The organism is Pseudonocardia sp. NPDC049635 (assembly GCF_040659795.1).
GTDB lineage: Bacteria > Actinomycetota > Actinomycetes > Mycobacteriales > Pseudonocardiaceae > Pseudonocardia.
Genome location: NZ_JBFAON010000002.1, coordinates 322,636 through 349,552 on the forward strand (window position 1 = coordinate 322,636; position 26,917 = coordinate 349,552).

Here is a 26,917-nt window from a genome sequence, read left to right on the forward strand (position 1 = left end):
GTGCGCCGGGTCGCACTTCGTGATCGTTTTGTGATCACTGCTCGCGGAACCGGTCCAGGGCGCGATTCAGAAGCCGGGCGGTGACCCGAGCACGTCGACCACGGAGGTCTGGACGGCGGACTCCGCGATGACCGTCCCGACCGGCGGGCCGACCCGTGCCACCCGGCGGACCGTGTCGCGCTCACCTGCGTACTGCCCGTCGACCGGGGAGATCAGCAGCTCGGTGCGGACCGGGCCGTCGTCGTGCACCAGCGCCGGGTGCGGTTCACCGTCGAGGCTCACCGCCTCCCCGAGTTCGACGGCGGGGAGCGTGCGCAGTGCGGTGTAGATCACCGAGCGCAGCTCCGCCGGGACCCGGCAGGTGCGCAGCGCGTCGACCGCGCTCGGGAAGGGCCCGGTGTAACCGCGTCCGGGTGGGCTGTCGGAGATCAGGCGCCGGAGCATCGCGTCCGGGTCACGGGGCAGGGTCGCGAGGAACGCCGGGGTCGGGTTCGACCAGGAACCGGCTCGGGCGGCGGGCCGATGGCCGTGCAGCTCGGCGTAGAAGTCGCCGTGCCGGGCGCGGAACCGCCCGGTCGGCCACGCGTCGGCGAGCCGGAACCCGCTCTCGACGGCCGCCGCGCCGTCGCCGGCCAGCCACCGGACCTGTCCGGTGAGCTCACGGTCGAGCAGCCAGTCGGCGTCCGGATCGACCGGCGTCCACTGCTGCAGCAGGTGCTCCGAGTAGTGCACGCACAGCTCGTCGTCGGCGAACCAGGTGCCCATCCACCAGGCGTGCGTCGCGGTGTGGCGGTACTGCCCCGGGGAGATCGGCTCGTCGGAGGTCCGGATGGCCAGCTCCAGCAAGTCGCGCTCCTCCTCGTGATGTCACTGAGGTCGATGTCACCGAGGTCACGGCGACCGGGAGGTTGCCCGGGGCGCGGCGACCGTGGACGACGTCACGCATTCTCTACGGTCCGGATACGGGCCGTGACGCGACCCCCGCAATTGGGCCGAACGGAGCAGGGCGGCCGGAGCGTGCGCGGGGGCGGATCCGGGGCGCCGCCCCCGGCACGGGCGGATCAGGAGATCCAGGACTTGAGCTTCTCGAAGGTGCCGTTCAGGTCGCTGGTCATCGGGTTCACGTGCAGGTGGGTGAAGCCGTTCTCGCGCAGGGCCGCGATTCGCTCGCGGACGTGGCCCTCCGGACCGATCAGCGCGACCTTGTCGATGAACTCGTCGGGGAGGGCGGCCATCGCCTCCTCCTTCTTGCCGTCGAGGTAGAGGTCCTGGACGATCTTCGCCTCGTCCGCGTAGCCCTGCCGGGCGAAGACGGTGTTGTAGAAGTTCCGGCCGCGGGCGCCCATCCCGCCGATGTAGAGGGCGTACATGCCCCGGGCCGCCTGGCGGGCCGGCTCGAACATCTCCTCCTCGAGCGCGCAGATGCCGCCACCGGTGATCTGCAGCGGGCCCAGCTCGGGGGCCCGCTTCGCGAAACCCGCGGCGAGCGCGTCGCCGAACACCTCCTGGATCTTCTCCGGCAGGACGACGTGCGGCAGCCAACCGTGGGCGAGCTCGGCCGTCATCTCCAGGTTCTTGTCCCCGAGTGCGGCGACCCAGATCGGGATGTCCGCGCGCTTCGGGTGGTTGATCAGCTTGAGCGGCTTGCCGAGGCCGGTTCCCTGCCCCTCGGGCAGGGGGAGCGGATAGATGCCCTCGTTGGTGAGCCGTTCCCGGCGCCAGGTCCGCCGGCAGATCTCGATGATCTCCCGGGTGCGGGCGACCGGCTTGTCATAGGGAACACCGTGGAACCCCTCGATCACCTGCGGGCCCGACGCGCCGAGACCGAGATTGAACCGGCCGCCGGAGAGCGCGTCCAGGCCGGCCGCCGTCATCGCGGTCAGGGCCGGGGTGCGGGAGTAGATCGGCAGGATCGCCGAACCGATCTCGACGCGTTCGGTCCGGGCCGCGAGGTAGCCGAGCAGCGAGACCGCGTCGAAGCTGTACGCCTCGGCGGCCCAGACGACGTCCAGGCCGGCCCGTTCCATGTCCGTGACCGCGTCCGCGTTGCGGATCGGGTCGTCGCCGTAGGGCAGCATCGTGGAGAGCTTCACAGCACGTGGTTAGTCCTAAGTTACTCGTGGGTCAAGTACCTGGGGGGCGGAACCCGAAGGCCGATAGGGGGGCTAGCCGCACTGCCGGGACCCCCGCGTCGCGGGTGTCATGGAGCCATGACGCTCGAGGCCGCACCCCCGGACACCAGCACCCGCAGCAGCGGACCTGCCCCCATCACCGAGGGCAGGCGCCCCGCCGGGGCGGCGTTCCTGGTGGGCGTGTTCGTGATCGTTCCGACGCTGGCGCTGTTCGCCGCCGTCCCGCTGGCCTGGGGCTGGGGGCTGGGCTGGGTCGACGTCGCACTGTTCGTCGTCTTCTACGCGATCAGCGGTCTCGGCGTGACCGTCGGGTACCACCGCTACTTCACGCACGGCTCGTTCAAGGCCAAGCGCCCGCTGCGGATCGCGCTGGCGATCGCGGGCAGCCTGTCGCTGCAGGGCAGCGTCCTCGACTGGGTCGGTGACCACCGCCGGCACCACGCGTTCTCCGACAAGGAGGGCGACCCGCACTCGCCGTGGCTCTACGGCACCGGCGCGACGGCGCTGGTCAAGGGCTTCTGGCACTCGCACCTGGGTTGGATCTTCCAGCGCGACCTCACCAACATGAAGCGCTTCGCACCCGACCTGCTCGAGGATCGCGACATCATGCGCGTCGAGAAGGCGTTCCCGCTGATCGTGGTCGCCAGCCTGCTCGGCCCGGCCCTGCTCGGCGGGCTGATCACGATGTCCTGGTGGGGCGCCTTCACCGCGTTCTTCTGGGCCGGCCTGGTCCGTGTCGCGCTGCTGCACCACGTCACCTGGTCGATCAACTCGATCTGTCACATCTGGGGCGAGCGTCCCTTCGCCTCCCGGGACCGTTCGGCCAACGTCTGGTGGCTGGCGGTGCTGTCGTTCGGCGAGTCGTGGCACAACCTGCACCACGCCGACCCGACCTGCGCCCGGCACGGTGTGAAGAAGGGTCAGATCGACATCTCGGCGCTCGTCATCCGCGGGTTCGAGAAGGCCGGCTGGGCGACCAACGTCCGCTGGCCCACCACCCGCCGCCTCGAGCGGCTGGCCTCGAAGAAGCAGGCCGTGGCCGCCTGATCGCACGCGTCCCACGACGGGGCCCCCGCACCGATCGGTGCGGGGGCCCCGTCGTCGTGCCCGCGCGGATCAGCAGCGGGGGCGGCCGCGGCGGGGTGGGCGGCGCCGGGCGCCGTCCCTGCGGGCCGGAGCGGTGTTCCTCGGGGTGGACGGGGCCGGCGGCCCCTCCCGGAGCCGGGGGGTGCGGGTGCTGTTGACCGTGCGCCCGCGGACGATCCCGATGAACTGCTCCATCAGGTCGGAGGTCTCCGCGGCAGGCCAGGTGAGCACGACGCTCGACTCCGGCCCGCCGACGAGCGGCCGGTAGGTGAGGTCCCGGCGGTGGTGCAGCCGGGCCAGCGACTGCGGGACGACCAGCACGCCGACGCCCGCCGCGACCAGCTCGACCGCCCGGGCCGTCGTGGCGGGCTCGCTCACCGGGGCGCTGCCCGGGGCGGGGCCGTCCCAGACCAGTGCGGTGTCGGGCGGTCGGAGGACGATCTCGTCGGACAGGTCGTCGACGGTGAGTTCGTCGACCGCGGCGGCGGCGTGGTCCTTCCCGACGACGACCACGGTCGTCTCGGTGTAGAGCGGGATCGCGTGCAGGCCGTCCCGGTCGATCGGCAGCCGGACCAGGCCGGCGTCCACCGCACCGGACCGGACGGCCTGCTCGGCGCCGGCGACCGGCACCGTGACCAGCTCCAGCGCGACGTCGGGGAGGCGTTCGGCCCAGACCCTCGCCCACTTGCCGGGGGTCACGCCGGGGACGTAGCCGAGCCGGAAGGATGCGGGTTCGCCCGGGCCGGTCACCTGCCCAGGCTATCCACCGGTCCGGCCTCGATACGGTGGGGACATGACGCGGCAGCGGTCCACCCAGACGATGAAGCCCGCGACGGCGGCGAAGAAGCTCGGGGTGCTGCTCGACGCCGCCCCCGCCGAGTTCCGGGACGGCGTGGTCTCCCGCGACGAGCTCGACGCCCTGCAGGCCGACCCACCCGTCTGGCTGCGCGAACTGCGCCGGGACGGCCCGCACCCGCGGCCGGTCGTCGCGGACCGGCTCGGCGTCTCGATCTCCGGGCTGGCCCGGGCCGGGATCACCGAGCCGCTGACCACCGAGCAGATCACCGAGCTGAAGCAGGAGCAGCCGGAGTGGCTGGCCCGCGAACGCGCCACCCGGGCCGAGTCCCAGCGCGAGGCCGCCCGGCTGGCGGCCGCACGGTCACCGCAACGTCCCGGTCGATGAGGACCGGATCCGTCCTCATCGGGTGACAGTGTCCGGGCCGTGACGACATACGTTCTGGTCCCCGGTTTCTGGCTCGGCGCATGGGCGTGGGACGCGGTGGCCGCCCACCTGCGTTCGCGCGGTCACGCGGTGATCGCCGTCGAGCTCGGGCACGACCCCGCGGACACCGCCGAGTCGCACGTCTCGGACGTGCTCACCGCGCTCCGGGCGACACCGGGGGCCGTGGTGCTCGTCGGGCACAGCGGCGCAGGCCCGGTCTGTGTCGCGGCCGCCGAGCGGGCCCGGGAGCGGATCTCGCGGTTGGTCCTCGTCGACACCGGGCCGCTGCCCGACGGCGTCGCCCAGATCGAGTTCGGCGAGCCTGCCCAGCAGGAACGGACCCGGGCGGCGATCGAGGCGCACGGCACCGGGCAGCCGATGCCGACCCGCGCGGAGTTCGCGAGCCTCGGGACCAGCACCGAGGGCATCCCGGAGGCGATGTTCGAGCAGATCCGCGCGCGGTCGCTGGTGGAGCCGGCCGGTTCGGTCCTCACCGGTGTCGGGCGGGGGACGCCGGACCCGACACTGCCGAAGACCGTGCTGGCGTGCAGCTTCACCCCGGAACAGGTCCGCCCGCTGATCGACGCCGGCGTCCCCGGCTTCGCCGAGATGGGCGGCCCGGAGTGGTCCTTCGTGTCCCTGCCGACGGGGCACTGGCCGATGTTCTCCGAGCCGGCACGGCTGGCGGCAGAGCTCGCGGGACCCGGTTGAGCGGGCGACCTGTCAGCGCACGTCGCGCAGGGCGTGCGACCACAGGTCGTGCAGCACGTCCAGGGCGAGCTCGCGGGAGACCGGCCAGTGACCCTCGACCCAGAGCCGGGCGAAGCTGCTCAGTTGCAGGATGAGCAGTTCGATGCGCAACCGCGCGGACTCCCGGTCGGCCCCCTCCCACCGGTCGAGGTGGCGGGGCATGCACTCCGCACACCGGTCGAGCAGGCGGGCGGGGGCGAGCTGGTCGAATCCGGGCTCGGCGCTGACCGCCTCCTCCGCCACCCGCAGCAGCAGCCGGTGCCGCTCGAAGAAGCCGAGCGCGTCGTCGAGCCACGCCCTCAGCTCGGTCGCGCCGTGGATCGCGTCGAGCCGGTGGTAGTAGGCCGCGGTCTCCGGCATGATCACGGACTCGTAGGCCTCCGCCACGATCCGGATCTTGCCGTCGTAGTGCAGGTAGAACGTGGCCCTGCTCGCCCCGACGGCCGAGGTGATGTCGTCGATCGTCGTCGCGGCGTAACCCTTGTCGGCGAACAGGGCGAGCGCAGCATCGGCGAGCAGGCGCCGGGTCTGCTCCTTCTGCCGGGCACGGATGGACGGACGTTGCCGGTCACGTGACGCCGTGCGGCTCTCGCCTCCCATGGCCCGAGTGTAGGACCGCGGCCCGCTCCGGCGTCCCGGCCGGGCGGCGGTGCGGGGGGTCAGGCGAGGACGCCGCCGAGTGCGTCGATCAGCGCGGCGGTGCGCGGTTCACCGATCAACGACGCACCCAGCTGGTTCTGAACGTAGCCGAACCCGACGCGCGAGGTCACGTTCCCGAATCCCAGCGCGCCACCGGCCCCGGCGTGCCCGAACGATCCTTCGCCCAGTAGCGGCGCGGCGTGCGTCGGCAGCTGGTAGCCGATGCCGAACCGGCTCTCCCCGATGGTCACCTCGTCCGGGCCCTGCACCTGCTCGGCGCGGGCGGTGGAGACGGCGTCCTCGGAGAGCAGGCGGACGCCGTCCACCTCGCCGACGCAGGCCGCGTACATCCTGGCGAGCGCCCGTGCGTTGGTGATGCCGTTGGCGGCCGGCTGCTCCGCGGCCCAGATCCGCTCGTCGTTCCAGGTGGACGCCTCCGGGGTGGGCAGCGCCCCGTTGGTCGACAGCGTGCGGGAGAGCAGCGAGTCCGGATCGGACACGGCGGCGACGACCTGCAGCGCCAGCTGCTTGACCTCGGGATCGGTGATGGAGTCCAGAGCCGCCGGGTCCGGCCGGCCGTTGATCAGCGGCGCGACCGAGGAGTTCCGGTCCTGGGGCAGACCGATCCAGAGGCTCAGCCCGAGCGGATCGGCGATCTGCTCCCGGACGAGGGCGCCGAGGGTGCTGCCGGTGGCGCGCCGGACCAGCTCTCCCACCAGCCAGCCGAAGGTGAGCGCGTGGTAGCCGTGGGCGGTCCCCGGCTCCCACAGCGGGGACTGCCGGCAGAGGACGTCGAGGACGGGGGTGCCGTCGATCAGCTCCTGCCTGGTCAGCGGCTCGGCCGGCACCGGTAGGCCGGCCTGGTGGCTGAGCAGCTGGGTCACCGTGACGTGTTCCTTGCCCGCCTTGCCGAAGTCCGGCCAGTAGTCGGCGACCGGGGCCAGCAGATCCAGCGTGCCCTGCTCGACGAGGCGATTGACCAGCGTGGCGGTGACGCCCTTGGTGGCGGAGTAGACGAGGGCGACGGTGTCCTCCGTCCAGGGCCGTCCGGTGCCGGGATCGGCCTGCCCGCCCCAGAGGTCCATCACCGGGCGACCGTCGACGTAGATCGCCAGGGACGCACCGATGTCGCCGCGGTCGGTGAAGTTGGTTGTGAAGACCTCGCGGAGCGCCTCGAAACCGGGTTCGACCCGGCCGTGGATCTGCGGTGTGTCGGACATGGTCGCCTCCGGTGCGGACGGGGTCGGTCGGGGCGCCGCGGTGTCGTGGACGTCGGCGGCGGTGGCACGCGAGAACTGGACGATAGGAGCGGGGGATCGGCCACCGGCACCCCCGAAAGTGCACTCCGACCAGCGGCGGAGCATCTCGATTGACACTGTGTCAGTGACTCACCTAGTGTGATGTCAGCCACGATGGAGTGGAGCGGCGATGTCTGGTGCGGTGGTCCGCGAACTGCTGAAACGCTCGTTGCAACAGGTACGGAGGGCGACCGGGCTGCCGGTCGTGTTCGGCGGCCCGGCCGACGAGCGCGGGGTCGTGCTGAGCGTCTCGGCAGGAATGCGGTCCGGCTCGCTGGACGGGCTCTTCGTCGCCCGCGACCAGGGGCTGGGCGGCCGCGCGATCGGGACCGGCCGGCCCGTGTCCGTGCCCGACTACCGGCTCTCGGCGGTGATCAGCCACGCCTACGACCACCAGGTCGGGACGGAGGGGTTGGTCTCGCTGGTGGCCGTCCCGGTCATCGGTGAGGGCGCACCGGGCGGTGTCCGGGCGGTGCTCTACGGGGCGATGCGCCAGCGGGGCCCGGTGGGGGACACCGCGGTGGACGCGCTCACCGCGGCCGCACGACGGCTCGCGACGGTCCTCCCGCCGGCCGGGCCGTCGAGCGACCCGGCGCCGGTCGCCGGGAGCGGGCCCGGTGCGCTGGGCGCGGTGCTGAGGGAGGTCGGATCCCTGGCCGACCGGATCCCCGATGCCGCCACGAGGGAACTCCTGCAGCAGATGTGCGCCGAGCACCGGCCGGGGGCCGGTCCCGCTGACGGTCCCGCGCTGAGCCCGCGGGAGCTCGACGTGCTCGCCCTGGTCGCAGCGGGCTGCGGCAACGACATGATCGCCGACCTGTTGGGCGGGTCCGCGGATTCGATCAAGGCCCACCTGAGGTCGGCGATGCGCCGGTTGCGGGTGAGCACCCGGCTCGCCGCCGTCAGCCGGGCCCGCTCGTCGGGGTTGATCGGGTGAGCGGTGCCGACGACGGTGAGCTGTCGTCCGCCGACATCGAGGTGGCCAGGCGGGTCTACGCGGTCCTCCGGGTGGTGAGCGGTGTCGATCCGGATCTGCGGGAACGGTTGAACCGGTTGGCCGACGAACTCCACCGCAGCGTCGTCCCGCATCCGGTGACACCGTCGGCGCCCGCGCTGACGGCGCGCGAGCTCGACGCCGTGGCGCTGGTCGCGGTCGGCTACAAGAACAGCGAGATCGCCCAGCTCATGGGGGTCGCGCCGGAGACGGTCAAGAGCTACCTGCGCAGCGCCATGAACAAGTCGGAGACCCGTTCCCGGCATGCGTTGCTCGCGGTGGCCCGCCGGTCGGGGCTGATCCCGTGACCCGGCCGCACGGATCCGGCGTGCCGCACTTTCGGGGCTGCCCCGACCGGTCCGGCGGTTCCTACGGTCGGTGCGTGGTCGACGACGACGGAAGGGAGACCCCGATGAGGGTCGGTCTCAGCATCTTCATGCAGAACTATGCGGACTGGAGCCGCTTCGAGGCCGCCGAACGCGGTGAACCGGTTCCCGCGGTGCCGGCGAAGGACGACCAGGAGGTCTTCGCGGAGGATCTCCGGATCGCCCTGCTCTCCGACGAGCTGGGCTTCGACTCGCTGTTCACCGTGGAGCACCACTTCACCCCGTACACCATGGTGCCCAACCCGTTGCAGCTGCTGACCTACTTCGCCGGCGCGACCAGCAACGTCGATCTCGGGACGATGGTGGTCGTGCTCCCGTGGCACAACCCGGTGCGGGTCGCCGAGGACATCGGGATGCTCACCAGCCTGCTCGGTGACCGCAAGCTGATCCTCGGCGTCGGCCGCGGGATCGGGCGGCGCGAGTACGCGGGCCTGCAGGTCGACATGACGAAGACCCGGGAGCTGTTCGCCGAGTCGATGGAGATCATCCGGCGGGCCATCTCCCAGCCGACGTTCTCGTTCTCCGGCCGGCACAACCAGATCCCGGAGACGAGCCTGCGGCCGCGCCCCGCGTCGGCGGACGTCCTGGACGACGTGCACATGGCGTGGGGGTCCCCGCAGTCGCTCCCGGTGGCCGCGCAGACCGGGCTCAAGCCCTTCGTCATCCCGCAGAAGCCGTTGAACGAGTACGTGCCCGAGCTCGAGCAGTACGACCGGCTGCGGGCCGAGGCCGGGTACGCACCCGCGCGGCCCAAGATCGTGGTGTGGGTGTACTGCTCGGACAAGCCCGCAGGCACCGATCCCGACGCGGACCGGTTCTTCTTCGAGTACGGCGACTCGGCGGTACGGCACTACGAGCTCAAGAGCGACCACTTCCACTCGCTGCCCGGTTACGAGCACTACGCCCAGAACTCGGACCTGATGAACGAGCACGGCATCGACTTCGGCAAGGTGCTGATGAACGAGCACGTGTTCGGCACCCCGGAGGAGTGCGTCGACAAGATCCGCCGCATCAACGACCTGCTGATGCCGTCGGAGTTCGTGTGCGTCTTCAAGTTCGGGTCGATGACGGCGGAGCAGGCGGAGCGCAGCCTCCGCCTCTTCGCCCGGGAGGCCCTCCCGGAGGTCAAGAAGCTGCCGGTGCGCACACCCGCGCAGGTCTGAGCCGGGCCCTGCCGACGCCCGGACACCCTGTCCGCCCCGGACGCGATGACGCCCGGGTCCGCATCGAGCGGGCCCGGGCGTCATGCCGTGGTGGTGGTGCGTCAGTACTGCGGTGTGTCAGTGCCGCGGTGTGTCAGTACTCCGGTGGGGTCAGCGCAGGTCGTACCGGTCCGCGTTCATCACCTTGGTCCACGCGGCGATGAAGTCCTTCACGAACTTCTCGCCCGCGTCGGCGCTGGCGTAGACCTCGGCGACCGCGCGCAGCTCGGAGTTGGAACCGAACACCAGGTCGGCCCGGGTGCCGGTCCACTTCTTCGCACCGGTGGCGGCGTCGAAGGCCTCGAAGGAGTCCTCGTCACCGGCCACGGAGCGCCACTCGGTCCCGATGGCGAGCAGGTTGGTGAAGAAGTCGTTGCTCAGCGTGCCGACGCGGTCGGTGAACACACCGGCGGTCGAGCCACCGGTGTTGGCGCCCAGCACCCGCAGGCCACCGACCAGCACGGTCATCTCCGGGGCGGAGAGGCCGAGCAGGTTCGCCCGGTCGACCAGCAGGTGCTCCGCGGGAAGGGTGTGGCCCTTGCCCCGGTAGTTGCGGAACCCGTCGGCGGTGGGCTCCAGGTAGGAGAACGACTCGACGTCGGTCTGCTCCTGGGTGGCGTCGGTCCGGCCCGGGGCGAACGGCACGGTGAAGTCGTACCCGCCGTCCTTGGCGGCCTTCTCCACGGCGGCGGCACCGGCCAGCACGACCAGGTCGGCGAAGGAGATCTTCTTGCCACCGGTCAGCGAGTCGTTGATCTCGGACTGCAGGGACTCCAGCGCCGAGATGACCGTCCGCAGCGTGTCCGGGTCGTTGACCTCCCACTGGAGCTGGGGCTCCAGCCGGATGCGGCCGCCGTTCGCGCCACCGCGCTTGTCGGTCTGGCGGAACGAGGAGGCCGCGGCCCACGCGGTCTTGACCAGGTCGGTCACCGACAGGCCGGACTCCAGCACCTTCGCCTTGATCGAGGCGACGTCGTCGGCGTCCACCAGCGGGTGGTCCACCGCGGGGACCGGGTCCTGCCAGAGCAGCTCCTCGGACGGGACCCAGGCACCGAGGTAGCGCTCACGCGGACCCATGTCCCGGTGGGTCAGCTTGTACCAGGCGCGGCGGTAGGTGTCCTCGAACTCCGAGGGGTTGTCCAGCCAGCGCCGGGTGATCTCGCCGTAGATCGGGTCGACCCGCATCGCGACGTCGGTGACCAGCATCCGCGGCTTGCGGTTCGGGTAGCCGGGCTCCGGGTCCGGGATGATCTCCGGGGCGTCCTTGGCGACGAACTGCTTGGCGCCCGCCGGGGAGAGCTCCAGCTCCCACTCGTAGGCGTAGAGGTGCTTGAGGTAGTCGTGGCTCCACCGGTTCGGGGTCCGGCTCCAGATGACCTCCAGGCCGGAGGTGATGGTGTCGCGGCCCTTGCCCTTGCCGTAGTTCTGCTTCCAGCCCAGGCCCTGCTCGGTGATGTCGGCCGCCTCCGGCTCGGGACCGACGTTGCCGTTCTCGTCCGGGTTCGCGGCACCGTGGGTCTTGCCGAGGGTGTGGCCACCGACGATGAGGGCTGCGGTCTCCTCGTCGTTCATCGCCATCCGGCCGAAGGTCTCGCGGATGTCGCGGGCGGCGGCGATCGGGTCGCCGCTGGCGTCCGGGCCCTCCGGGTTGACGTAGATCAGACCCATGTGCGTGGCGCCGAGCGGCTTCTCCAGCTCACGGTTGGTGATGTCGGAGTTGCCGCCGTAGCGCGCGTCGTTGCCCAGCCACTCGGTCTCGGCGCCCCAGTAGACGTCCTCGTCGGGCTCCCACACGTCGGCGCGGCCACCGGCGAAGCCGAACATCGGGAAGCCGGAGATCTCGTGGGCCCGGTTGCCCGCGAACACCATCAGGTCGGCCCAGGAGACCTTGCGGCCCCACTTCTGCTTGACCGGCCACAGCAGCCGGCGGGCCTTGTCCAGGTTGCCGTTGTCGGGCCAGCTGTTCAGCGGCGCGAACCGCTGCATGCCGGCCCCGGCGCCGCCCCGGCCGTCGAAGGTGCGGTACGTGCCCGCGGAGTGCCAGGCCATCCGGATGAAGAACCCGGCGTAGCTGCCGTGGTCGGCGGGCCACCAGTCCTGCGAGGTGGTGATGACGGCGTCGACGTCGCGCGCCAGCTCGTCGAGGTCGACGGTGAGGAACTCCTTCGCGTAGTCGAAGTCGGGGTCCATCGGGTTCGACGCGGGAGCGTGCTTGCGCAGGATCTTCAGGTTGAGCTGGTTCGGCCACCAGCTGCTGTTGGCGTTGCCGCCCTCGGTGGGGTGGCCCATGCGGCCGTGGGCCACCGGGCAACCGCCGTCCTGCTCGCGGTTCAGTTGGCTCTCGACGGTGGCGTGCTCGTCAGACACGGGGGGTCCTTCCGGGATCGGTGGTTGAGCAGTCGGGGCAGCGCCCCCAGTAGACGACCTCGGCCTCGTCGATCGTGAAGCCGCTGTCGTCGGACGCGATGAGGCAGGGTGTGTGTCCGACGGCGCAGTCGACGTCGGCGATCGCGCCGCAGGACCGGCAGACCACGTGGTGGTGGTTGTCTCCGACCCGCGCCTCGTACCTCGCCACGGAGCCCGAGGGCTGGATGCGCCGCACCAGGCCGGCTCCGGTGAGGGCCCGCAGGACGTCGTAGACGGCCTGGTGCGAGACCTCACCGAGTGCTCCCCGCACGACACGGATGATCGTGTCGGTGTCCGCGTGCGGGTTGTCGTGCACGGCCTGCAGCACGGCCAGGCGTGGGCGTGTCACGCGCAGCGCGGCCTCGCGCAACATGCCCTCGTGGTCCGAAGCGATCGACACGGCACGAGCCTGCCGACTTTTCTGGAACAGGTCAAGTTTTGAACCTGTCTCACTTTCAGACGGTGCTGCGCTCCCGGCCCACCCAGTGCGGCGCCCGCAGCTCCTTCTTGAGGATCTTGCCGGTCGCGTTGCGCGGCAACTCGTCCAGCACGTCGACCGTCTTCGGGCACTTGAACGACGCCAGGTGCCCGCGGGCGTAGGCGATCAGCTCCTCCGGATCGACGACCGCTCCCGGGGCCGCGACCACACAGGCCTTGGGGACCTCGCCCCAGCGGTCGTCCGGGACGCCGATGACCGCGACGTCACCGACCGAGGGGTGTTCGGCCAGCACCCGCTCGACCTCGGCCGGGTACACGTTCTCCCCGCCCGAGACGATCATGTCCTTGATCCGGTCGGTGATGTAGACGTAGCCGTCGGCGTCGACGTGCCCGCCGTCACCGGAGCGGAGCCAGCCGTCGGGGGTGATCGCGGCCGCGGTCGCCTCGGGCTTCTGCCAGTACCCGCTCATCAGCTGATCGGTCCGGACCCAGATCTCACCGGGCTCGTCGACGCCGAGGCGCTCGCCGGTCGCCGGATCCCGGACCTCGATCGTCACCCCGGTGATCGGTGTCCCCGCGGAGATCAGCCGGTGTGCCACGGCCGGGTCGGCATGATCCTCCGGCCCGAGTGAGGTGACCACCCCGCACGCCTCGGTCATCCCGTACACCTGGTGCAGTCTCGGCCCGAACAGCTCCAGCGAGGCCCGCAGCACGGGCAGCGGCATCGGGGAGGCGCCGTAGGAGATCGCCCGCAGGGACGGGTAGGCGCGGTCGCCCGCGCCCGGAACCTGTGTCATCGCGCCCATCAGTGCCGGCACCCAGAAGGTGTGCGTGATGCCCTGCTCCACCACCATGTCGAGCAGCGCCACCGGGTCCGGGGTGCGGGCCATGACGATCCGGGCGCCCTGGGCCAGCGCGAGGAAGGCGTAGCTCGTCCCGCCGACGTGGAACAGCGGCATCGCCACCTGCACCACGTCCTCCGGGCCCAGCTCGAAGTCGGCGGCCACGTGCGCGGCGTGCGCCAGCATCCCGGCATGGGTGAGCATCGCGCCCTTCGGGAAACCCGTCGTCCCCGAGGTGTAGAGCTGGACGAAACAGTCGTCGGGTGCGGCGTCGTAGATCTCGGTGTCCGGCTCGTGGGCGGTCAGGAACGCCTCGTACTCGTCGCCCTCGCCCCCCACCGGGAGCACCCGCCGCACCGTGTCCATCTTGTCCCGCAGCCCGGCGGCGGCCCCGGCGAACTCGGGGCCGACGACCAGCAGCTTCGCCTGCGCATCGTTGATCACGTAGAGGATCTCCGGCGGCGCCAGCCGGAAGTTGACCACCGCGTTGGCCGCGCCGATCCGGGCGCAGGCGAGCGAGAGCTCCAGGCAGGACGGGTGGTTGAGATCGAGGACCGCGATCCGGTCGCCCGGGCCGATCCCCTCCGCCCGCAGTGCCGTCGCCAGCCGCCGGACCCGCTCGTCGAGCTCGGCCCAGCTGCGGACGACCGCACCGAACCGCACGGCCTCGTCGTCCGGCCGTTCGGAGGCGTGCCGCTGCAGCAGGGACGAGACGGTGCTGTTCGCGTCGATCACGGAGTTGCTCCCTTGCGATCCGGTCGTGCGTGTGACGAAGGCCATCCTGTCCGTTCCGTCCGTCTCACACCAGGGGCGTCCGCGGGCCTGTGGACAACTCGGCGCGCCCCGGCTCGGACGGGTCGACGCCGCTGGGTCAGGATGGGCCCGCACGCGGTGTCCGGGCGCGGCCCGGTGCCGGCGGAGAGCGGCGGAAGGGCCTGGAGTGCAGGAGAGGGCGCCGGCCGGACCCGGGCGGATCACCGTGGAGGGCCTCGGGAAGAGGTTCGGGCCGGTGGAGGCCGTGCGCGACCTGAGCTTCACCGTCGAGCCGGGAGCGGTGACCGGGTTCCTCGGCCCGAACGGCTCCGGCAAGACGACGACGTTGCGGATGATCCTGGGCCTGGTCCGGCCGACCGCTGGCCGGGCGCTGGTCGACGGCGTCCCCTACGGCGCGTTGGAGTCCCCCGCCCGGGTGGTCGGTGCCGTCCTGGAGGCACAGGGGGCGCACCCGGGACGCACCGCCCGGGCCCACCTGCTGGCGGCCGCGGCGGCGATCGGTGTCCCCGACACCCGGGTCGAGGAGGTGCTCGCGCTGGTCGGCCTGGACACCGCGGCCGATCGCGCGGCCGGCCGGTTCTCGCTGGGGATGAACCAGCGGCTCGGGCTCGCCGCCGCGCTGCTGGGCGACCCCCGGATCCTGGTCCTCGACGAGCCGGGCAACGGGCTCGATCCGGACGGCATCGCCTGGCTGCGGTCGTTCCTGAACGCCTTCGCGGCGTCCGGGCGGAGCGTGCTGGTCTCGTCGCACCAGCTCGCCGAGATGGAGCTGACCGCCCGCCGGCTGGTCGTCATCGACCGTGGCCGTTGCCGGTTCGACGGCGAGGTCGCCGAACTGCGCTCGGGGCACCGAGGGCGGGTGCTGGTCCGCGCGGCCGACCCGGCCCGGCTGGCCGAGGCGCTCGTCGCGAACGGGATCACCGAGGTCGACAAGATCGACGCGGGGTGGCTGGCCGTCGCCGGTGCCGACGCGGTCCGCGTCGGTGACCTCGCACTCGCCGCCGGCGTCGCCGTGCACGGGATGACCGAGGAGCGACCCGGCCTGGAGCAGATGTTCCAGCGGTTGCTCGCCGGGGAGGAGATCGGATGACCGTCGGCGCCCCGCACCGCTGGGCCGCGGTGCTGCACGCGGAGATCCGCCGGACGCTGTCGGTGAAGCTGTGGTGGCTGATGCTGGTCCCGGTGGTGCTGCTCGCGCTGGCGATGAGCCTGTTCGGCAGCCTGATCACCCTGCTCGTGCCGGCGGCGACCGAGACCTCGTCCATCCTGCTGCTCGCCGGGATGGCCTCGACGCTGAGCATGACCGCCGTCGTCGGCGCAGCCTTCGGTGCGCTGCTCGCCGCCGGTGAGTTCCGGCACCGCACGATCACCCTCGCCTACCTGACCGGCACACGGACCCAGGTGCTGGCCGCGAAGGTGGTGGTCGGCGGCGTCGTCGCCGGGGCCTACGGGCTGCTCGTCGCGCTGCTCGGTCCGCTGCTCGGCGGCATGGTGCTCGGCGGCCAGCAGCTCCCGGGGTGGGGCCAGCTGGCCGGCCTCGGTGCGGTCGGGGTGCTCGTCTGCGCCCTGTGGGGCGGCTTCGGGGTGGCGGTGGGGACGCTGGTGCCCAACCAGGCGGGCGCCGTCGCGCTCACCGTCGGCTACCTGCTGATCGGTGAGAACCTCCTCGCCGGGGCACTGCGCTCCGGGGAGTCGTCGTTCGGGGACCCGTCGGTGTTCGCCCGGCTGACCTCGTTCCTGCCCGGCAACGCGAGTGACGTGGCGCTCTACGAGGCGCCGGTGCGGGCCGCCGGTGCGGGTGCCGACGCGCGGTTGGTGCTCGAGTTCCTCGCCGGGGTCAGCGCCCCGCCGCCGGGCTGGGTCGCGCTGCTGGTGCTGTTCGCCTGGACCGCCGCCGCGCTCGCCCTCGCGGTCGTCGTCGGCGGGCGGCGGGACATCACCTGACCCGGCACCTGACCCGGCACCCGGCCGAGCACCGGGCGCCGATCTGTCAGGGGGCGGGCATAGCCTGATCCACGTGTCCCGCCCCCACCACGACGGCCCGGCCCGCCCGGGCTGGATCCGCCGCCTCACCGGTGCCTGCCTGCGGCACCGTCGCGTCACGCTCGGCGCGCTGGCCGCGTCGATGGCCGGGGTCGGGCTGGAGGCGGTCGGGCCGCTGGTGATCAGGGAAGGGGTCAACGGCGTCGTCGCCGGCGACACCGGAGCGCTGATGCCGGCCGTGCTCGCGCTGCTGGTGCTGGGTGTCGTGAAGTTCGCGGGGGCGTTCGTGCGCCGCTACCTCGGCGGCAAGATGGCGCTGAACGTGCAGCACGACCTGCGGCGCGCGGTGTTCGCCGCGGTCCAGCGGATGGACGGGGTCCGGCAGGACCGGTTGCGCACCGGGCAGGTCGCCTCGAGGTCGATCTCCGACCTGCAGCTCGTGCAGGGCTTCCTGTCGATGGTTCCGCTCTCGGCGGGCACCGTGGTGCTGGTCGTCGTCGCGGTCTCGGCGATGCTGTGGCTCTCCCCGCTGCTCACGGTGATCGCACTGGTCCTGCTGCCGGTGGCGTTCCTGGCGACCAACCGGATCCGCCGGGCCCTGTTCCCGGCGACCTGGTCGGCGCAGCAGCGGGCCGCCGAGATCGCCCAGCAGGTCGAGGAGACCGTCACCGGTGTCCGGGTGGTCAAGGGCTTCGGCCAGGAGGCCAGGGAGACCGCGGAGCTGGAGCGGCGGGCGCACCGGCTCTACGGCGAGCGGCTGCGCGCCGCGGGACTGACCGCCCGGCTCAATCCGGTCCTGCTGGCGCTGCCCGGTCTCGGCCAGGTCGCGGTGATCGGCGTCGGCGGGTACATGGCCGCGCAGGGCTCGATCGATCTCGGCACCTTCCTGGCCTTCACCGCCTACGTCGGGATGCTGGTCGGGCCGGCCCGGCTGATCGGCGCGCTGGTCGTGACCGCTCAGCTGACCCGGGCCGCGGCCGAGCGGGTCTACGAGATCATCGACGCCGAGCCCGAGATCGTCGATCCGGCCGAGCCCCGCGAGCTGCCCGCCGGACCGCTCGGTGTGGAGCTCGACGCCGTGCGGTTCGGTTACGAGCCGGCCGGATCCGGGCCGGACGGGCACGCCGCACCCCACCCGGTGCTCGACGAGCTGTCGTTGCGGGTCGAGCCGGGGGAGACCCTCGCCCTGGTCGGGCCGTCCGGATCGGGCAAGTCGACGGTCGCGCTGCTGCTGCCGCGCTTCTACGATCCGCAGGCCGGTGCGCTGCGGATCGGCGGGGTCGACCTGCGGGACCTGCGGTTGCACGATCTGCGTGCCGAGCTGGGGGTCGTCTTCGAGGAGGCGTTCCTCTTCTCCGACACGATCCGCAACAACATCGCCTACGGCAGGCCCGACGCGGGTGAGCACGAGATCCGGGCCGCCGCCGAGGCGGCACAGGTCGCCGCGTTCGTCGAGGACCTGCCCGACGGCTACGACACCGAGGTCGGCGAGCGCGGGCTCACCCTCTCCGGTGGCCAGCGGCAGCGGATCGCGCTGGCCCGGGCGATGCTGTCGAAGCCCCGGGTGCTCGTGCTGGACGACGCGACCTCCGCGGTGGACACGGCGACCGAGGCCGCGATCCACGAGACGCTGCACGAGCTGACCGCGCAGCGCACCACGCTGCTCGTGGCGCACCGCCGGTCCACGCTCGCCCTGGCCGACCGGATCGCCGTGCTCGACCGCGGCCGCGTGGTCGACATCGGCACCGAGGACGAGCTGCGCGGCCGATGTCCGCTCTTCCGCGAGCTGCTGGCCACCGGGTCGGTCGACGAGCTGGGTGGCGCCGGGCGGCGCGGGTCCGGCCCGGGTGACGGCGCGGCGGCGGGGGACGCCGTGCCGGCCGGTGCCCCGCCGGTCGCCGCCGCCGACTCGCCGGACGCCGGGGTGGCCGTCACTGCCGCCACGCCGGGCCTCTGGCCGGTGGTGGAACCGGCGGCGGCCGATCCGGACCGCGCACTCGGCCGCGAGGCGGGCGGTGACGCGGCCGGATGGGCGGGTTCGATCAGCGCCACGCCGGAGCTGCTCGATGCCGTCGCGAAGCTGCCCCCGCCCACCGAGTCACCGCGGCTGCGCGGCGGCGGCGACCCGACCGCCCCCGACCCGGAGTTCCGGTTGTCCTCGCTGCTGCGGCCGGTGCGGCCGCTGCTCGTGCTGGGCATCGCGCTGATGGCGGCGGACGCGCTGGCCACCCTCGCCCTGCCCAGCCTGGCCCGGGTCGCCGTCGACTCCGGCATCGTCGAGGGCGCCACCCGGGTGCTGGTCCTCGCGGCGCTCGCCGGGCTGCTGATCGTCGCGCTGGACGCGGTCGTCGTCGGGTTCCAGACACTGGTCACCGCCCGGGCCGGGGAGAGCCTGCTCTACCTGCTGCGCATCCGCAGCTACGCGCACCTGCAGCGGCTCGGTCTCGACTACTACGAGCGCGAGCTCTCCGGCCGGATCATGACCCGGATGACCACCGATGTCGACGCGCTGTCGACGTTCCTGCAGACCGGCCTGGCGCAGGCGGTGGTCAGCCTGTTGACGATCGTCGGCGTCGCGGTGGCGCTGGTGGTGACCGACGCGGAGCTGGCGCTCTACGCGCTGGGCTGGCTGCTGCCCCTGCTGCTGGTCGGCACCGTGGTGTTCCGCCGCTTCTCCTCGCGGGCCTACGCCGAGGCCAGGGAACGGGTCAGCGTCGTCAACGCCGACCTGCAGGAGAACGTCACCGGCGTCCGGATCGCGCAGGCCTACGTGCGCGAGGAGTTCAGCTACGACCTGTTCGGTGAGCGGTCCGACGCCTACCGCCGGTCGCGGCTGCGGGCCCAGCGCTACATCGCCACCTACTTCCCGTTCGTCGCGCTGCTCTCCGACGTCGCGACCGCGGTCGTGCTCGGTGTCGGTGGCGCCCGGATCGTGTCCGGTGAGATGACGCCCGGTGTGCTCGTCGCCTTCCTGCTGTACCTGACGCTGTTCTTCGGCCCCGTCCAGCAGCTCTCCCAGGTGTTCGACGGTTACCAGCAGGCCCGGGTCGGCCTGAACCGGATCGCCGAGCTGCTGCGCACCCCGACCTCGGTGCCCGACCGGGCGGGCACCGACGGCGACCCGGAACCGGTCGCGGTCCCGGAGCGGCTACGCGGCGAGGTCGAGCTGGAGCACGTCACGTTCCGCTACGCCGGGGTGGACCGGCCCGCCCTGGAGGACGTGTCGCTGCGGGTCGCGCCCGGGGAGACGGTGGCGCTGGTCGGGGCGACGGGAGCGGGCAAGTCCACACTGATCAAACTGGTGGCCCGCTTCTACGACACCGTCGAGGGGCAGGTCCGGGTCGACGGCGTCGACGTCCGCCGGTACCCGCTGGCCGGGTACCGGTCCCGGCTCGGCGTCGTCCCGCAGGAGGCCCACCTGTTCACCGGTGACGTGGCCTCCAACATCGCGTACGGGCGGCCGGACGCCTCGCCCGAGCAGATCGAGGCGGCGGCCCGCGCGGTCGGTGCGCTCGACCTGGTGCGGTCGCTGCCGTCGGGCTTCCGCACCCCGGTCGGGGAGCGCGGACAGGGGCTGTCGGCCGGGCAGCGGCAGCTGGTGGCGCTGGCGCGGGCGGAGCTGGTCGACCCGGACGTGCTGATCTTCGACGAGGCGACGGCGGCACTGGACCCGGCCACCGAGGCGACGGTGCTGGTCGCCGGGGAACGGGTGTCGTCGCGCCGCACGGCGTTCGTGGTGGCCCACCGGCTCCAGACCGCCCGCCGTGCGGACCGGATCGTGGTGCTGGCGGGCGGCCGGATCGCCGAGCAGGGCACGCACGACGAGCTGCTCCGGTCGGGCGGTCGCTACGCCGCACTCTGGCGGGCGGGCGAGCTGGAACCCGAGCCGGACAGCCCGCTGGCCGCGCGACCCTGAGCGCCGCGCCGGTCGTGTCCTCGACCGGCCGGCCCTCCGGATCAGGTGAGCAGCCGCTCCGCGCGGGCCACGACGGCGGGTCGCCGCGGGTCGTCGCGGTCGAGAAGCTCCAGCAGGCGCTCGTGCACCTGCAGGTCGTCCCCGCCGAGCGGGTGCCCGGTGAAGCGGTGCAGCAGATCGGGATCGTCGGTCGCGAGGATCGCGTGCCGCAGGCCGGCGACCAGCTCGTCACGCAGCTCGCGCACCGCCGGGGCGTCCGAGCGGGGCAGCAACTCCCCGTGGCAGGCGTCGAGTGCATCCGCGACGCGACCCTCGCGCAGGGCGTCGCGCATCCGCAGGAAGTCGGCCTCCGGCTCGGTCGCCAGCCGGTAGGGCCGGGTCAGCAGCAGGTCGGCTCCCAGCGAGCTGCGCAGCCGGTGGATCTCACCGCGCACGGTCGTCGGGTTGCCGTCGTCGCCGTAGAGCATCAGCGTCAGCTGCTCGCCGGACAGCCCGTCGGGGTGCAGGGCCAGCGCGGTGAGGATCTCGGCCGGGCGCAGGGTCGCTGCGGAGTCCACCCCGTCGAGGGTGATCCGCGGCCCCGCCCCACCGGTGAACCGCAGGGCGAGCGAGGACCCGGTTGCCCGTGGCGCCCGGCGGCGACGTGCCGGCGGCATCAGCAGATAACCCTCGGACAGCTGCTCGACGGCCATCTCGCGGCCGTCGCCGAGCCGGACCCGGTCGGCGCCCTGCTCGACCCGGACCCGCTCCGGGAACCGGCCGTAGGGCTCGCTCGCGATCACCCGCCCGGTCGGGGACAGCAGCGCCCCCTCCGCACCGCGCAACGCGGACAGGTGCGGCATGTTCTTCACCCGCAACCGCTCGTCGGCGATCGCGAGCCGCACCCGGAGCTGGTTCTCGGCGAGATGCGCGGTCGTGGTGACCAGCTGGACCAGAGCGGGATGCACGGTGTGCAGCGGCCCGGAGATGTCGATCGCGCCGATGGTGTCACCGGTGTCCGGGTCGTGCACGGGCGCGGCGACGCACGTCCAGTCGTGGTAGGTGCGCACCAGGTGCTCGGCGGAGTGGATGCGGACCGGCTGGTCCAGAGCGAGCGCGGTGCCCATCGCGTTGGTCCCGATCGCGTCCTCGGTCCAGCGGGTGCCCTCGCAGAGCCCGACGTCGTCGGCGGAATGCATCAGGCCGTGCGCGCCGTCCCGCCAGAGGACGTGGCCGTCGGCGTCGGTCACCAGCATGACGTGCATCGCCTCGTCGGCGATGCTCACCAGGGTGTTGCGCAGCAGCGGCATGACCGCGTGCAGCGGATGGTTCTCCCGGACCTCGCGCAGCTCGTCGGCCCGGAACACCAACGGGGGCAGCCGGCGCTCCGGGTCAACCCGGGCGGCGAGACTGCGTTGCCACGAGTCGGACACCACCGGTCGCGGGGCGCCACCGGCTCCTCCGGTGCCGAGCCCGTCCTCGTAGATCCGGCGCAGCCGGTGCGCGTCCGCGACGAGCTCGTCGGCGGCCGATCCGCCGTCCGCGTCGAGCATGTCGCCTCCCCGTTCCAGCCGAGGGCGCCATGCGGGCTCCTCGCCTTGCGGTTCCGCTCCGTCGCGACACCGCCACCGTGGGTTCGCCGTTCCTGGACCGGGAGCATACCCGCAGACACCGGGGCGCAGACCTGCCTGCTCAGACGGTTGTTGCCGCCGTGTCCGTGCGCGCGCAACGCGCGGGCAACGTAACCCGACCTACGGTGTCGGCCGGGTCGTCACGGAGGCGGCCCGGTGAGGACGCACCGGAGGACAGCGATGACGCTCGAAGCCGTTCGTGGAGCCACCGACGTGCAGGTTCGCGGTGGCGACTCCGCCGATGTGGTCCGGCGGGCGGCCCGGGTCCTGGTCATCGACTCCGAGCCGATCGTCCGGCACGGTCTGCGTGCGTTGCTCACCGCCGAGCCCGATCTCGCTCCCGCCGGTGAGGGGTCCTCCCCGCGCGACGCCCTGCTGGCGGCCGAGCGCTCCCGCCCGGACGTGATCATCGTCGACATCGAGTTCGGCCGGGACGAGCGTCCGGGCCTGGACCTGGTGCGCGCCCTGCTGGAGCGCTGTCGTGGTGCGCGGGTCCTGGTGCTCACCGGCTGCCGGGACCGTGACTCGATGATGCGCACCGTTCGCCTCGGCGTGCACGGCTACCTGCGCAAGGGCGCCGACACGGTGGAGATCGTGCGGGCGGTGCGGGCGGTGCTGCGTGGCGAGGGGGTCTTCGATCCCGGGACCGGCAGTGCCGGGCCGCTGCAGGTGCTGCGCGAGAACACCCAGGACTCCGGCCCCGACCTCTGCCGGACCGCGCTGCTCACCGACCGGGAGAACCAGGTCCTGCGGTTGCTCGCGGTCGGCATGAGCAACCGCGAGATCGGCGCCCGGCTGCGGATCTCCGAGGCGACCGTGAAGTTCCACGTCCGGAACCTGCGCGACAAGCTGGAGGTGCGGCGGCGCACCGAGATCGTCTACACGGCGGCCCGCCAGGGCATCGTCTGAGTACCGGGCTCCCGGGCCGGGGTGTGCGGATCGATCCCGCCCCGGCCCGGTTCGTCGTGGCGGACACCACGCCGTTCCGCGGTCGCGTTCACCCGTTGGCCACTTCTGGATCACCCATCAGGTGGATTCGCCTGCTGTGATGCGGGCACCGGACGGTTGCAACCCGAGATCGTCCATCCCCACCACATTCCAGGAGGACGACCGTGGCTCAGTGCTGCCCGGATCCCGAAGAGCCAGGCCAGAAGTCGCGCCTGCGCCTGCTCCCGCTCGGACGCCAGGGCCTGACCTGCCGCTACCGCTGCGGCGACGCCTGCTCCCGGCCGGAGCCGAACAGGTCGTCGAACGGGTACTTCGGTGACGTCATGCGGACCGTGCTGGACCGCCGGGGCGTGCTCCGGGCGGGCGCGGTGCTCGGACTGGCCACCGGGGCCGGGCTCGCCACGACCGGTGCCGGTACCGGAACCGGGGTCGCCGGTGCGGCTCCGGCGGCTCACGGCAACGGGCACGGCGCGGGGCAGCCGCCCCGCGGGCTGCGCTACGAGACCGTCGCCCCGAACCTCGACGACGCCGTCCGGATCCCGCCCGGGTACGCGAGCAACGTCGTCGTCCGCTGGGGTGACCCGCTCTTCCCGGACGCCCCCGAGTTCGACTTCGAGAACCAGAGCGCGTCCGCGCAGGCCCGGCAGTTCGGCTACAACAACGACTTCTGCGGGATCCTGCCGCTCGACGGCGCCGGGAAGCGGCACGTCATGTACTCCAACCACGAGTACACCATCGAACCGCTGATGTTCCGTGGCTACGAACCGTGGAACCCCACCGACGAGCAGATCCGGATCGGGATCGCCGCGCACGGCGGCGCGGTCGTCGAGGTCGTCCGCGACCGGCGGACCGGCGAGCTGCGTCACGACCGGGCGGGCCGGCTCAACCGGCGGATCACCGCCGACACCCCGATGGTGTTCGACGGTCCGGCGGCCGGGGCCGAGGCGTTGCGGACCAAGGCCGATCCGTCCGGTCGCACCGTTCTGGGCATGGTCGGCAACTGCGCGGGCGGCACCACACCGTGGGGCACCTTCCTGACGGCGGAGGAGAACTTCGACGGCTACTTCGCCTCCGGCCCGGTGACCGACCCGCGTGCCGAGCGCTACGGCATCAGCGAAGGCCCCTCCGGTCGCGGCTGGGAGCGGGTCGATCCGCGCTGGGACCTCGCCCAGGAGCCGAACGAGGAGAACCGGTTCGGCTGGATCGTGGAGATCGACCCGCACGATCCGTCGTCGACACCGGTCAAGCACACCGCGCTCGGCCGGTTCAAGCACGAGGGGGCCACCGTCGCGCTCACCCGCGACGGACGCCCGGTCGTCTACATGGGAGACGACGAGCGCTTCGACTACGTGTACAAGTTCGTGTCCGACAAGCGGATGCGCAAGGGCAACAGCCGGGCGGACCGCGAGCACAACGCGGGCCTGCTCGCCTCCGGCACGCTCTACGTCGCGACCTTCACCGGGAACAGCCCGGCCGCCGAGATCACCGGTGACGGTGCGCTCCCGGGCGACGGTGCCTTCGACGGGGGCGGGACGTGGACCCCGCTGGCGTCCACCACGAGGTCCTACGTGGCCGGGATGAGCGTGGCCGACGTCTTCGTCTTCACCCGGCTCGCCGCCGACCGGGCCGGTGCGACCAAGATGGACCGCCCCGAGGACGTCGAGCCGAACCCGCGCACCGGCAAGGTGTACATCGCCTGCACCAACAACTCCGACCGCGGCAAGGCGGGCGAGGCGGGCGCCGACGAGGCGAACCCGCGGCACGCCAACCAGCACGGGCACGTGATCGAGCTGACCGAGCAGGGCGACGACCCGGCGGCGACGACGTTCGGCTGGAACATCCTGCTGGTCTGCGGTGATCCGGAGGACCCGTCGACCTGGTTCGGCGGTGTCGACAAGTCGCAGGTCAGCCCGATCACCTCGCCGGACAACGTGGCCTTCGACCGGCACGGCAACCTCTGGATCGCCACCGACTCCAGCCAGGCGCTGGAGATCAACGACGGGCTCTACGGTGTCGTCCTGGAGGGGCCGGCGCGCGGGTCGACCCGGTTGTTCGCCAGTGTGCCGGTGGGATCCGAGTGCTGCGGCCCGGTGGTCACCGAGGACTTCGTGCTGGTGTCGGTGCAGCACCCGGGCGATCTCGACGACGCCTCACCGGAGCGGCCCGCGTCGCACTGGCCGGACGGCGGAGCGTCCCAGCCGCGCCCCGCGGTCGTGTCGATCCGGAACCTGCACGGAGCGATCGGGGTCTGACCGACCCGAGCCGGTCGCTCGGGAGAGACGTCCGAGACCTCAGCGACCTCGGCGACCTCAGCGACGTCCGAGACGAGGCCCCCCCTGCAGTCGCACCTCGACCGCAGGGGGGCCTCGTCGTCTCCCGGGTCCCGGGGTCCGGACCGGGAACCTGGGCCCGCGACATGAATCGATTCCATGATCTCGCCCGAGGTCGGCCCGGTCGAGGTCCGGCTCCGCCTCGGGGCCGGTCGGGCCGGTGGTCGGGAGGTCTGGGTCCGCGCTGGTCCGGCCGGGTCGACGTACGGCGCGGCCCGGGTCGTGCCGAGGGCGCAGACGCGTCCGGGATGTCCGGAATCGCCGCAGGTCGCGCATGTTTCGTCCGGGATAGAAACGTTACGATCGTGTTCAATCCGCGGTAGTCTCTGGCTTCGGTCGACCCGGTGGGACACACTCTGCGGACGTGAACGGGGCGCTGACGCTGAGCGGCGTCGACGGCCGGGCGGGGTGAGACCAGTCCGAAACGTGCACGAAGGCCACTGGTAGAAACGACTCTCGTAAAGGCGGATCGATGGGGTACCTCGACAACCTGATCATCGACACGGACAACTACAAGCACTGTCACTACCCGCTGTACCCGAAGGGCACGGAGTACGTGTCCAGCTACATCGAGTCCCGCGGCGGGCTGTTCCCGGTCACGATGTTCGTCGGTCTCCAGGTCTACCTGCGCGAGAAGCTGATGAAGCCGATCACGCTGGAGGACATCGACGAGGCCGAGTTCGTGGTCCGCGAGCAGGGCATGCACTTCAACCGGGAGAACTGGCTGGGCATCCTCAACGACCACGGCGGCTACCTGCCCGTCGAGATCGAGGCGGTCCCCGAGGGCACCGTGCTCCCCACGCGCAACGTGCTGGTCCAGCTCATCAACACCGACCCGAAGTACTTCTGGGTCACCAGCTTCTTCGAGACCGCGCTGCTGCGTGCCGTCTGGTACCCGAGCACCATCGGGACGGTCAGCTGGCTGTCCAAGATGGTGATCAAGGAAGCGCTGGAGCGCACCGCCGACTCCTCGGCGGGACTGCGGAACATGCTGCACGACTACGGTGCCCGGGGCGTCAGCTCCCAGCAGTCCGCCGCGCTGGGCGGGCTCGCGCACCTGGTGAACTTCGACCAGTCGGACACGGTGCCCGGCATCCTGGCCGCGAAGCGTTTCTACAACGCGGGCAAGGTGTCGAACTCCGGACCGAACTCCGAGCACGCCGGGTTCTGCGCCTGGGGTCGCGAGCACGAGGCCGACGCGCTGCGCAACATGCTGGACGTCTACGCGCCCGAGGGCTGCGCGCTGCTGCTCACCGACACCTACGACCACGAGCACTGCGTCAAGAACATCATCGGTGTCGAGCTCAAGGACCAGATCCGGAACTTCCCCGGTCTGGTCGGGATCCGCCCCGACTCCGGGGACATCGTCGAGGTCACCGCGGACACCACCGGTTGGCTGATGGACAGCTTCGGCTACACCGTGAACTCCAAGGGGTTCAAGGTCCTCCCGCCGTTCATCCGGGTGGTGCAGGGCGACGGGGTGAACTTCCATTCGCTCCCGCAGGTCTACATGGAGCTCGAGCGGCGTGGGTTCTCCGCCGAGAACGCGATCTTCGGCATGGGCGGCGGGTTGCTGCAGCACTGGAACCGCGACACCAACAACTTCGGCCAGAAGGCCTCGGCGGTCCGGGTGGACGGGGAGTGGCGCGATATCGCCAAGTCCCCGACGGGTGCGGCGTTCAAGGTGTCGAAGAAGGGCCGGCTCGCCCTCAAGCACGAGGACGGTGTCTACACCACCGTGCCGAAGGGTTCGATCCCCGAGTCGGAGAACGTGCTGCAGCCGGTGTTCCGGGACGGCAAGCTGCTGCGCAAGTGGGACTTCACCGAGCTGATCGCGAACAGCGAGAAGGAGGTGCCGGAGTCCTACTACATCGACCACGTCGGCCAGTTGCGCACCGCCTCCTCGGATCTGCCCGTCTCGGCCTGACACGTCCACCCGGTTCCCCCGACCGCACCCTCCC

At 72.1% G+C, this 26,917-nt stretch carries 21 protein-coding genes; 12 read left to right on the top strand and 9 right to left on the bottom strand.

The genetic code is table 11. The annotated features are described in order from the left end of the window. Positions 1-66 precede the first annotated feature (66 nt). Together AB0J24_RS04240 and AB0J24_RS04245 are read right to left on the bottom strand one after the other, a co-directional pair. Positions 67-846, bottom strand: coding sequence for a hypothetical protein (locus AB0J24_RS04240; protein ID WP_358675155.1), 780 nt, complete (start codon positions 844-846; stop codon positions 67-69). 215 nt (positions 847-1,061) lie between these two features. Next, a complete protein-coding gene (locus AB0J24_RS04245; RefSeq protein WP_358675438.1) occupies positions 1,062-2,078 on the bottom strand; it encodes an LLM class F420-dependent oxidoreductase in 1,017 nt (338 codons plus the stop codon). Positions 2,079-2,210: 132 nt separating this feature from the next. On the opposite strand from AB0J24_RS04245, the gene AB0J24_RS04250 reads away from it, so the two are divergent. Continuing rightward, on the top strand, positions 2,211-3,179 hold the full coding sequence (locus AB0J24_RS04250) for an acyl-CoA desaturase (RefSeq protein WP_358675157.1): 969 nt from the start codon (positions 2,211-2,213) through the stop codon (positions 3,177-3,179). A 69-nt stretch (positions 3,180-3,248) separates the two neighbouring features. Here AB0J24_RS04250 and AB0J24_RS04255 read toward each other — a convergent pair whose 3' ends face one another. Next, positions 3,249-3,968: a LysR substrate-binding domain-containing protein gene (locus tag AB0J24_RS04255; protein ID WP_358675159.1), complete on the bottom strand. Its 720-nt coding sequence runs from the start codon at positions 3,966-3,968 to the stop codon at positions 3,249-3,251. A gap of 43 nt (positions 3,969-4,011) precedes the next feature. Here AB0J24_RS04255 and AB0J24_RS04260 point away from each other — a divergent pair, with 43 nt between their 5' ends. Together AB0J24_RS04260 and AB0J24_RS04265 are read left to right on the top strand one after the other, a co-directional pair. Continuing rightward, on the top strand, positions 4,012-4,401 hold the full coding sequence (locus tag AB0J24_RS04260) for a DUF5997 family protein (protein ID WP_358675162.1): 390 nt from the start codon (positions 4,012-4,014) through the stop codon (positions 4,399-4,401). 39 nt (positions 4,402-4,440) lie between these two features. Continuing rightward, positions 4,441-5,151, top strand: coding sequence for an alpha/beta fold hydrolase (locus AB0J24_RS04265; protein ID WP_358675165.1), 711 nt, complete (start codon positions 4,441-4,443; stop codon positions 5,149-5,151). 12 nt (positions 5,152-5,163) lie between these two features. Here AB0J24_RS04265 and AB0J24_RS04270 read toward each other — a convergent pair whose 3' ends face one another. Both AB0J24_RS04270 and AB0J24_RS04275 read right to left on the bottom strand, forming a co-directional pair. Beyond that, entirely contained in the window at positions 5,164-5,790 is a 627-nt protein-coding gene (locus AB0J24_RS04270) for a TetR/AcrR family transcriptional regulator (RefSeq protein WP_358675168.1), read from the bottom strand. A gap of 59 nt (positions 5,791-5,849) precedes the next feature. Continuing rightward, on the bottom strand, positions 5,850-7,049 hold the full coding sequence (locus AB0J24_RS04275; protein WP_358675171.1) for a serine hydrolase domain-containing protein: 1,200 nt from the start codon (positions 7,047-7,049) through the stop codon (positions 5,850-5,852). Between the two features lie 208 nt (positions 7,050-7,257). Here AB0J24_RS04275 and AB0J24_RS04280 point away from each other — a divergent pair, with 208 nt between their 5' ends. The 3 genes from AB0J24_RS04280 to AB0J24_RS04290 all read left to right on the top strand — a co-directional run bounded on the left by AB0J24_RS04280 (position 7,258) and on the right by AB0J24_RS04290 (position 9,670). Continuing rightward, the gene (locus tag AB0J24_RS04280) at positions 7,258-8,064 is read left to right on the top strand and encodes a LuxR C-terminal-related transcriptional regulator (RefSeq protein WP_358675173.1); all 807 of its coding nucleotides are present in this window, start codon (positions 7,258-7,260) and stop codon (positions 8,062-8,064) included. Continuing rightward, a complete protein-coding gene (locus AB0J24_RS04285; RefSeq protein WP_358675176.1) occupies positions 8,061-8,429 on the top strand; it encodes a LuxR C-terminal-related transcriptional regulator in 369 nt (122 codons plus the stop codon). The genes AB0J24_RS04280 and AB0J24_RS04285 overlap by 4 nt, the downstream gene beginning before the upstream one ends. A gap of 104 nt (positions 8,430-8,533) precedes the next feature. Next, positions 8,534-9,670 (top strand): LLM class flavin-dependent oxidoreductase, encoded by a 1,137-nt coding sequence (locus AB0J24_RS04290; RefSeq protein ID WP_358675179.1) that lies wholly within the window; start codon positions 8,534-8,536, stop codon positions 9,668-9,670. Positions 9,671-9,820: 150 nt separating this feature from the next. Here the strand turns inward: AB0J24_RS04290 and katG are convergent, their stop codons facing one another. The 3 genes from katG to AB0J24_RS04305 are packed head-to-tail and all read right to left on the bottom strand — an operon-like array spanning position 9,821 to position 14,130. Then, positions 9,821-12,076 carry a catalase/peroxidase HPI gene (gene katG / locus AB0J24_RS04295; RefSeq protein ID WP_358675182.1) on the bottom strand — a complete coding sequence of 752 codons (2,256 nt, stop codon included), beginning with the start codon at positions 12,074-12,076 and terminating at the stop codon, positions 9,821-9,823. Continuing rightward, positions 12,069-12,515 carry a Fur family transcriptional regulator gene (locus tag AB0J24_RS04300; RefSeq protein WP_358675184.1) on the bottom strand — a complete coding sequence of 149 codons (447 nt, stop codon included), beginning with the start codon at positions 12,513-12,515 and terminating at the stop codon, positions 12,069-12,071. Before AB0J24_RS04300 ends, katG begins: the two co-directional genes overlap by 8 nt. Before the next feature lie 55 nt (positions 12,516-12,570). Continuing rightward, positions 12,571-14,130 (bottom strand): long-chain-fatty-acid--CoA ligase, encoded by a 1,560-nt coding sequence (locus AB0J24_RS04305; protein WP_358675187.1) that lies wholly within the window; start codon positions 14,128-14,130, stop codon positions 12,571-12,573. Positions 14,131-14,404: 274 nt separating this feature from the next. Here AB0J24_RS04305 and AB0J24_RS04310 point away from each other — a divergent pair, with 274 nt between their 5' ends. The 3 genes from AB0J24_RS04310 (at position 14,405) to AB0J24_RS04320 (ending at position 20,068) form a co-directional block, all read left to right on the top strand. After that, entirely contained in the window at positions 14,405-15,259 is an 855-nt protein-coding gene (locus AB0J24_RS04310) for an ATP-binding cassette domain-containing protein (RefSeq protein WP_358675190.1), read from the top strand. After that, positions 15,256-16,113, top strand: coding sequence for a hypothetical protein (locus AB0J24_RS04315; protein WP_358675193.1), 858 nt, complete (start codon positions 15,256-15,258; stop codon positions 16,111-16,113). Before AB0J24_RS04310 ends, AB0J24_RS04315 begins: the two co-directional genes overlap by 4 nt. A 73-nt stretch (positions 16,114-16,186) precedes the next feature. Continuing rightward, positions 16,187-20,068 (top strand): ABC transporter ATP-binding protein, encoded by a 3,882-nt coding sequence (locus tag AB0J24_RS04320; protein WP_358675195.1) that lies wholly within the window; start codon positions 16,187-16,189, stop codon positions 20,066-20,068. 41 nt (positions 20,069-20,109) lie between these two features. Here the strand turns inward: AB0J24_RS04320 and AB0J24_RS04325 are convergent, their stop codons facing one another. Next, positions 20,110-21,600, bottom strand: a complete 1,491-nt coding sequence (locus tag AB0J24_RS04325) for a GAF domain-containing protein (RefSeq protein WP_358675198.1) — start codon at positions 21,598-21,600, stop codon at positions 20,110-20,112. Positions 21,601-21,858: 258 nt separating this feature from the next. On the opposite strand from AB0J24_RS04325, the gene AB0J24_RS04330 reads away from it, so the two are divergent. The 3 genes from AB0J24_RS04330 to AB0J24_RS04340 all read left to right on the top strand — a co-directional run bounded on the left by AB0J24_RS04330 (position 21,859) and on the right by AB0J24_RS04340 (position 26,883). After that, on the top strand, positions 21,859-22,587 hold the full coding sequence (locus AB0J24_RS04330; protein WP_358675200.1) for a response regulator transcription factor: 729 nt from the start codon (positions 21,859-21,861) through the stop codon (positions 22,585-22,587). 251 nt (positions 22,588-22,838) lie between these two features. After that, entirely contained in the window at positions 22,839-24,878 is a 2,040-nt protein-coding gene (locus tag AB0J24_RS04335) for a PhoX family phosphatase (protein WP_358675441.1), read from the top strand. Between the two features lie 550 nt (positions 24,879-25,428). Beyond that, positions 25,429-26,883, top strand: a complete 1,455-nt coding sequence (locus AB0J24_RS04340; protein ID WP_358675203.1) for a nicotinate phosphoribosyltransferase — start codon at positions 25,429-25,431, stop codon at positions 26,881-26,883. Positions 26,884-26,917 lie beyond the last annotated feature (34 nt).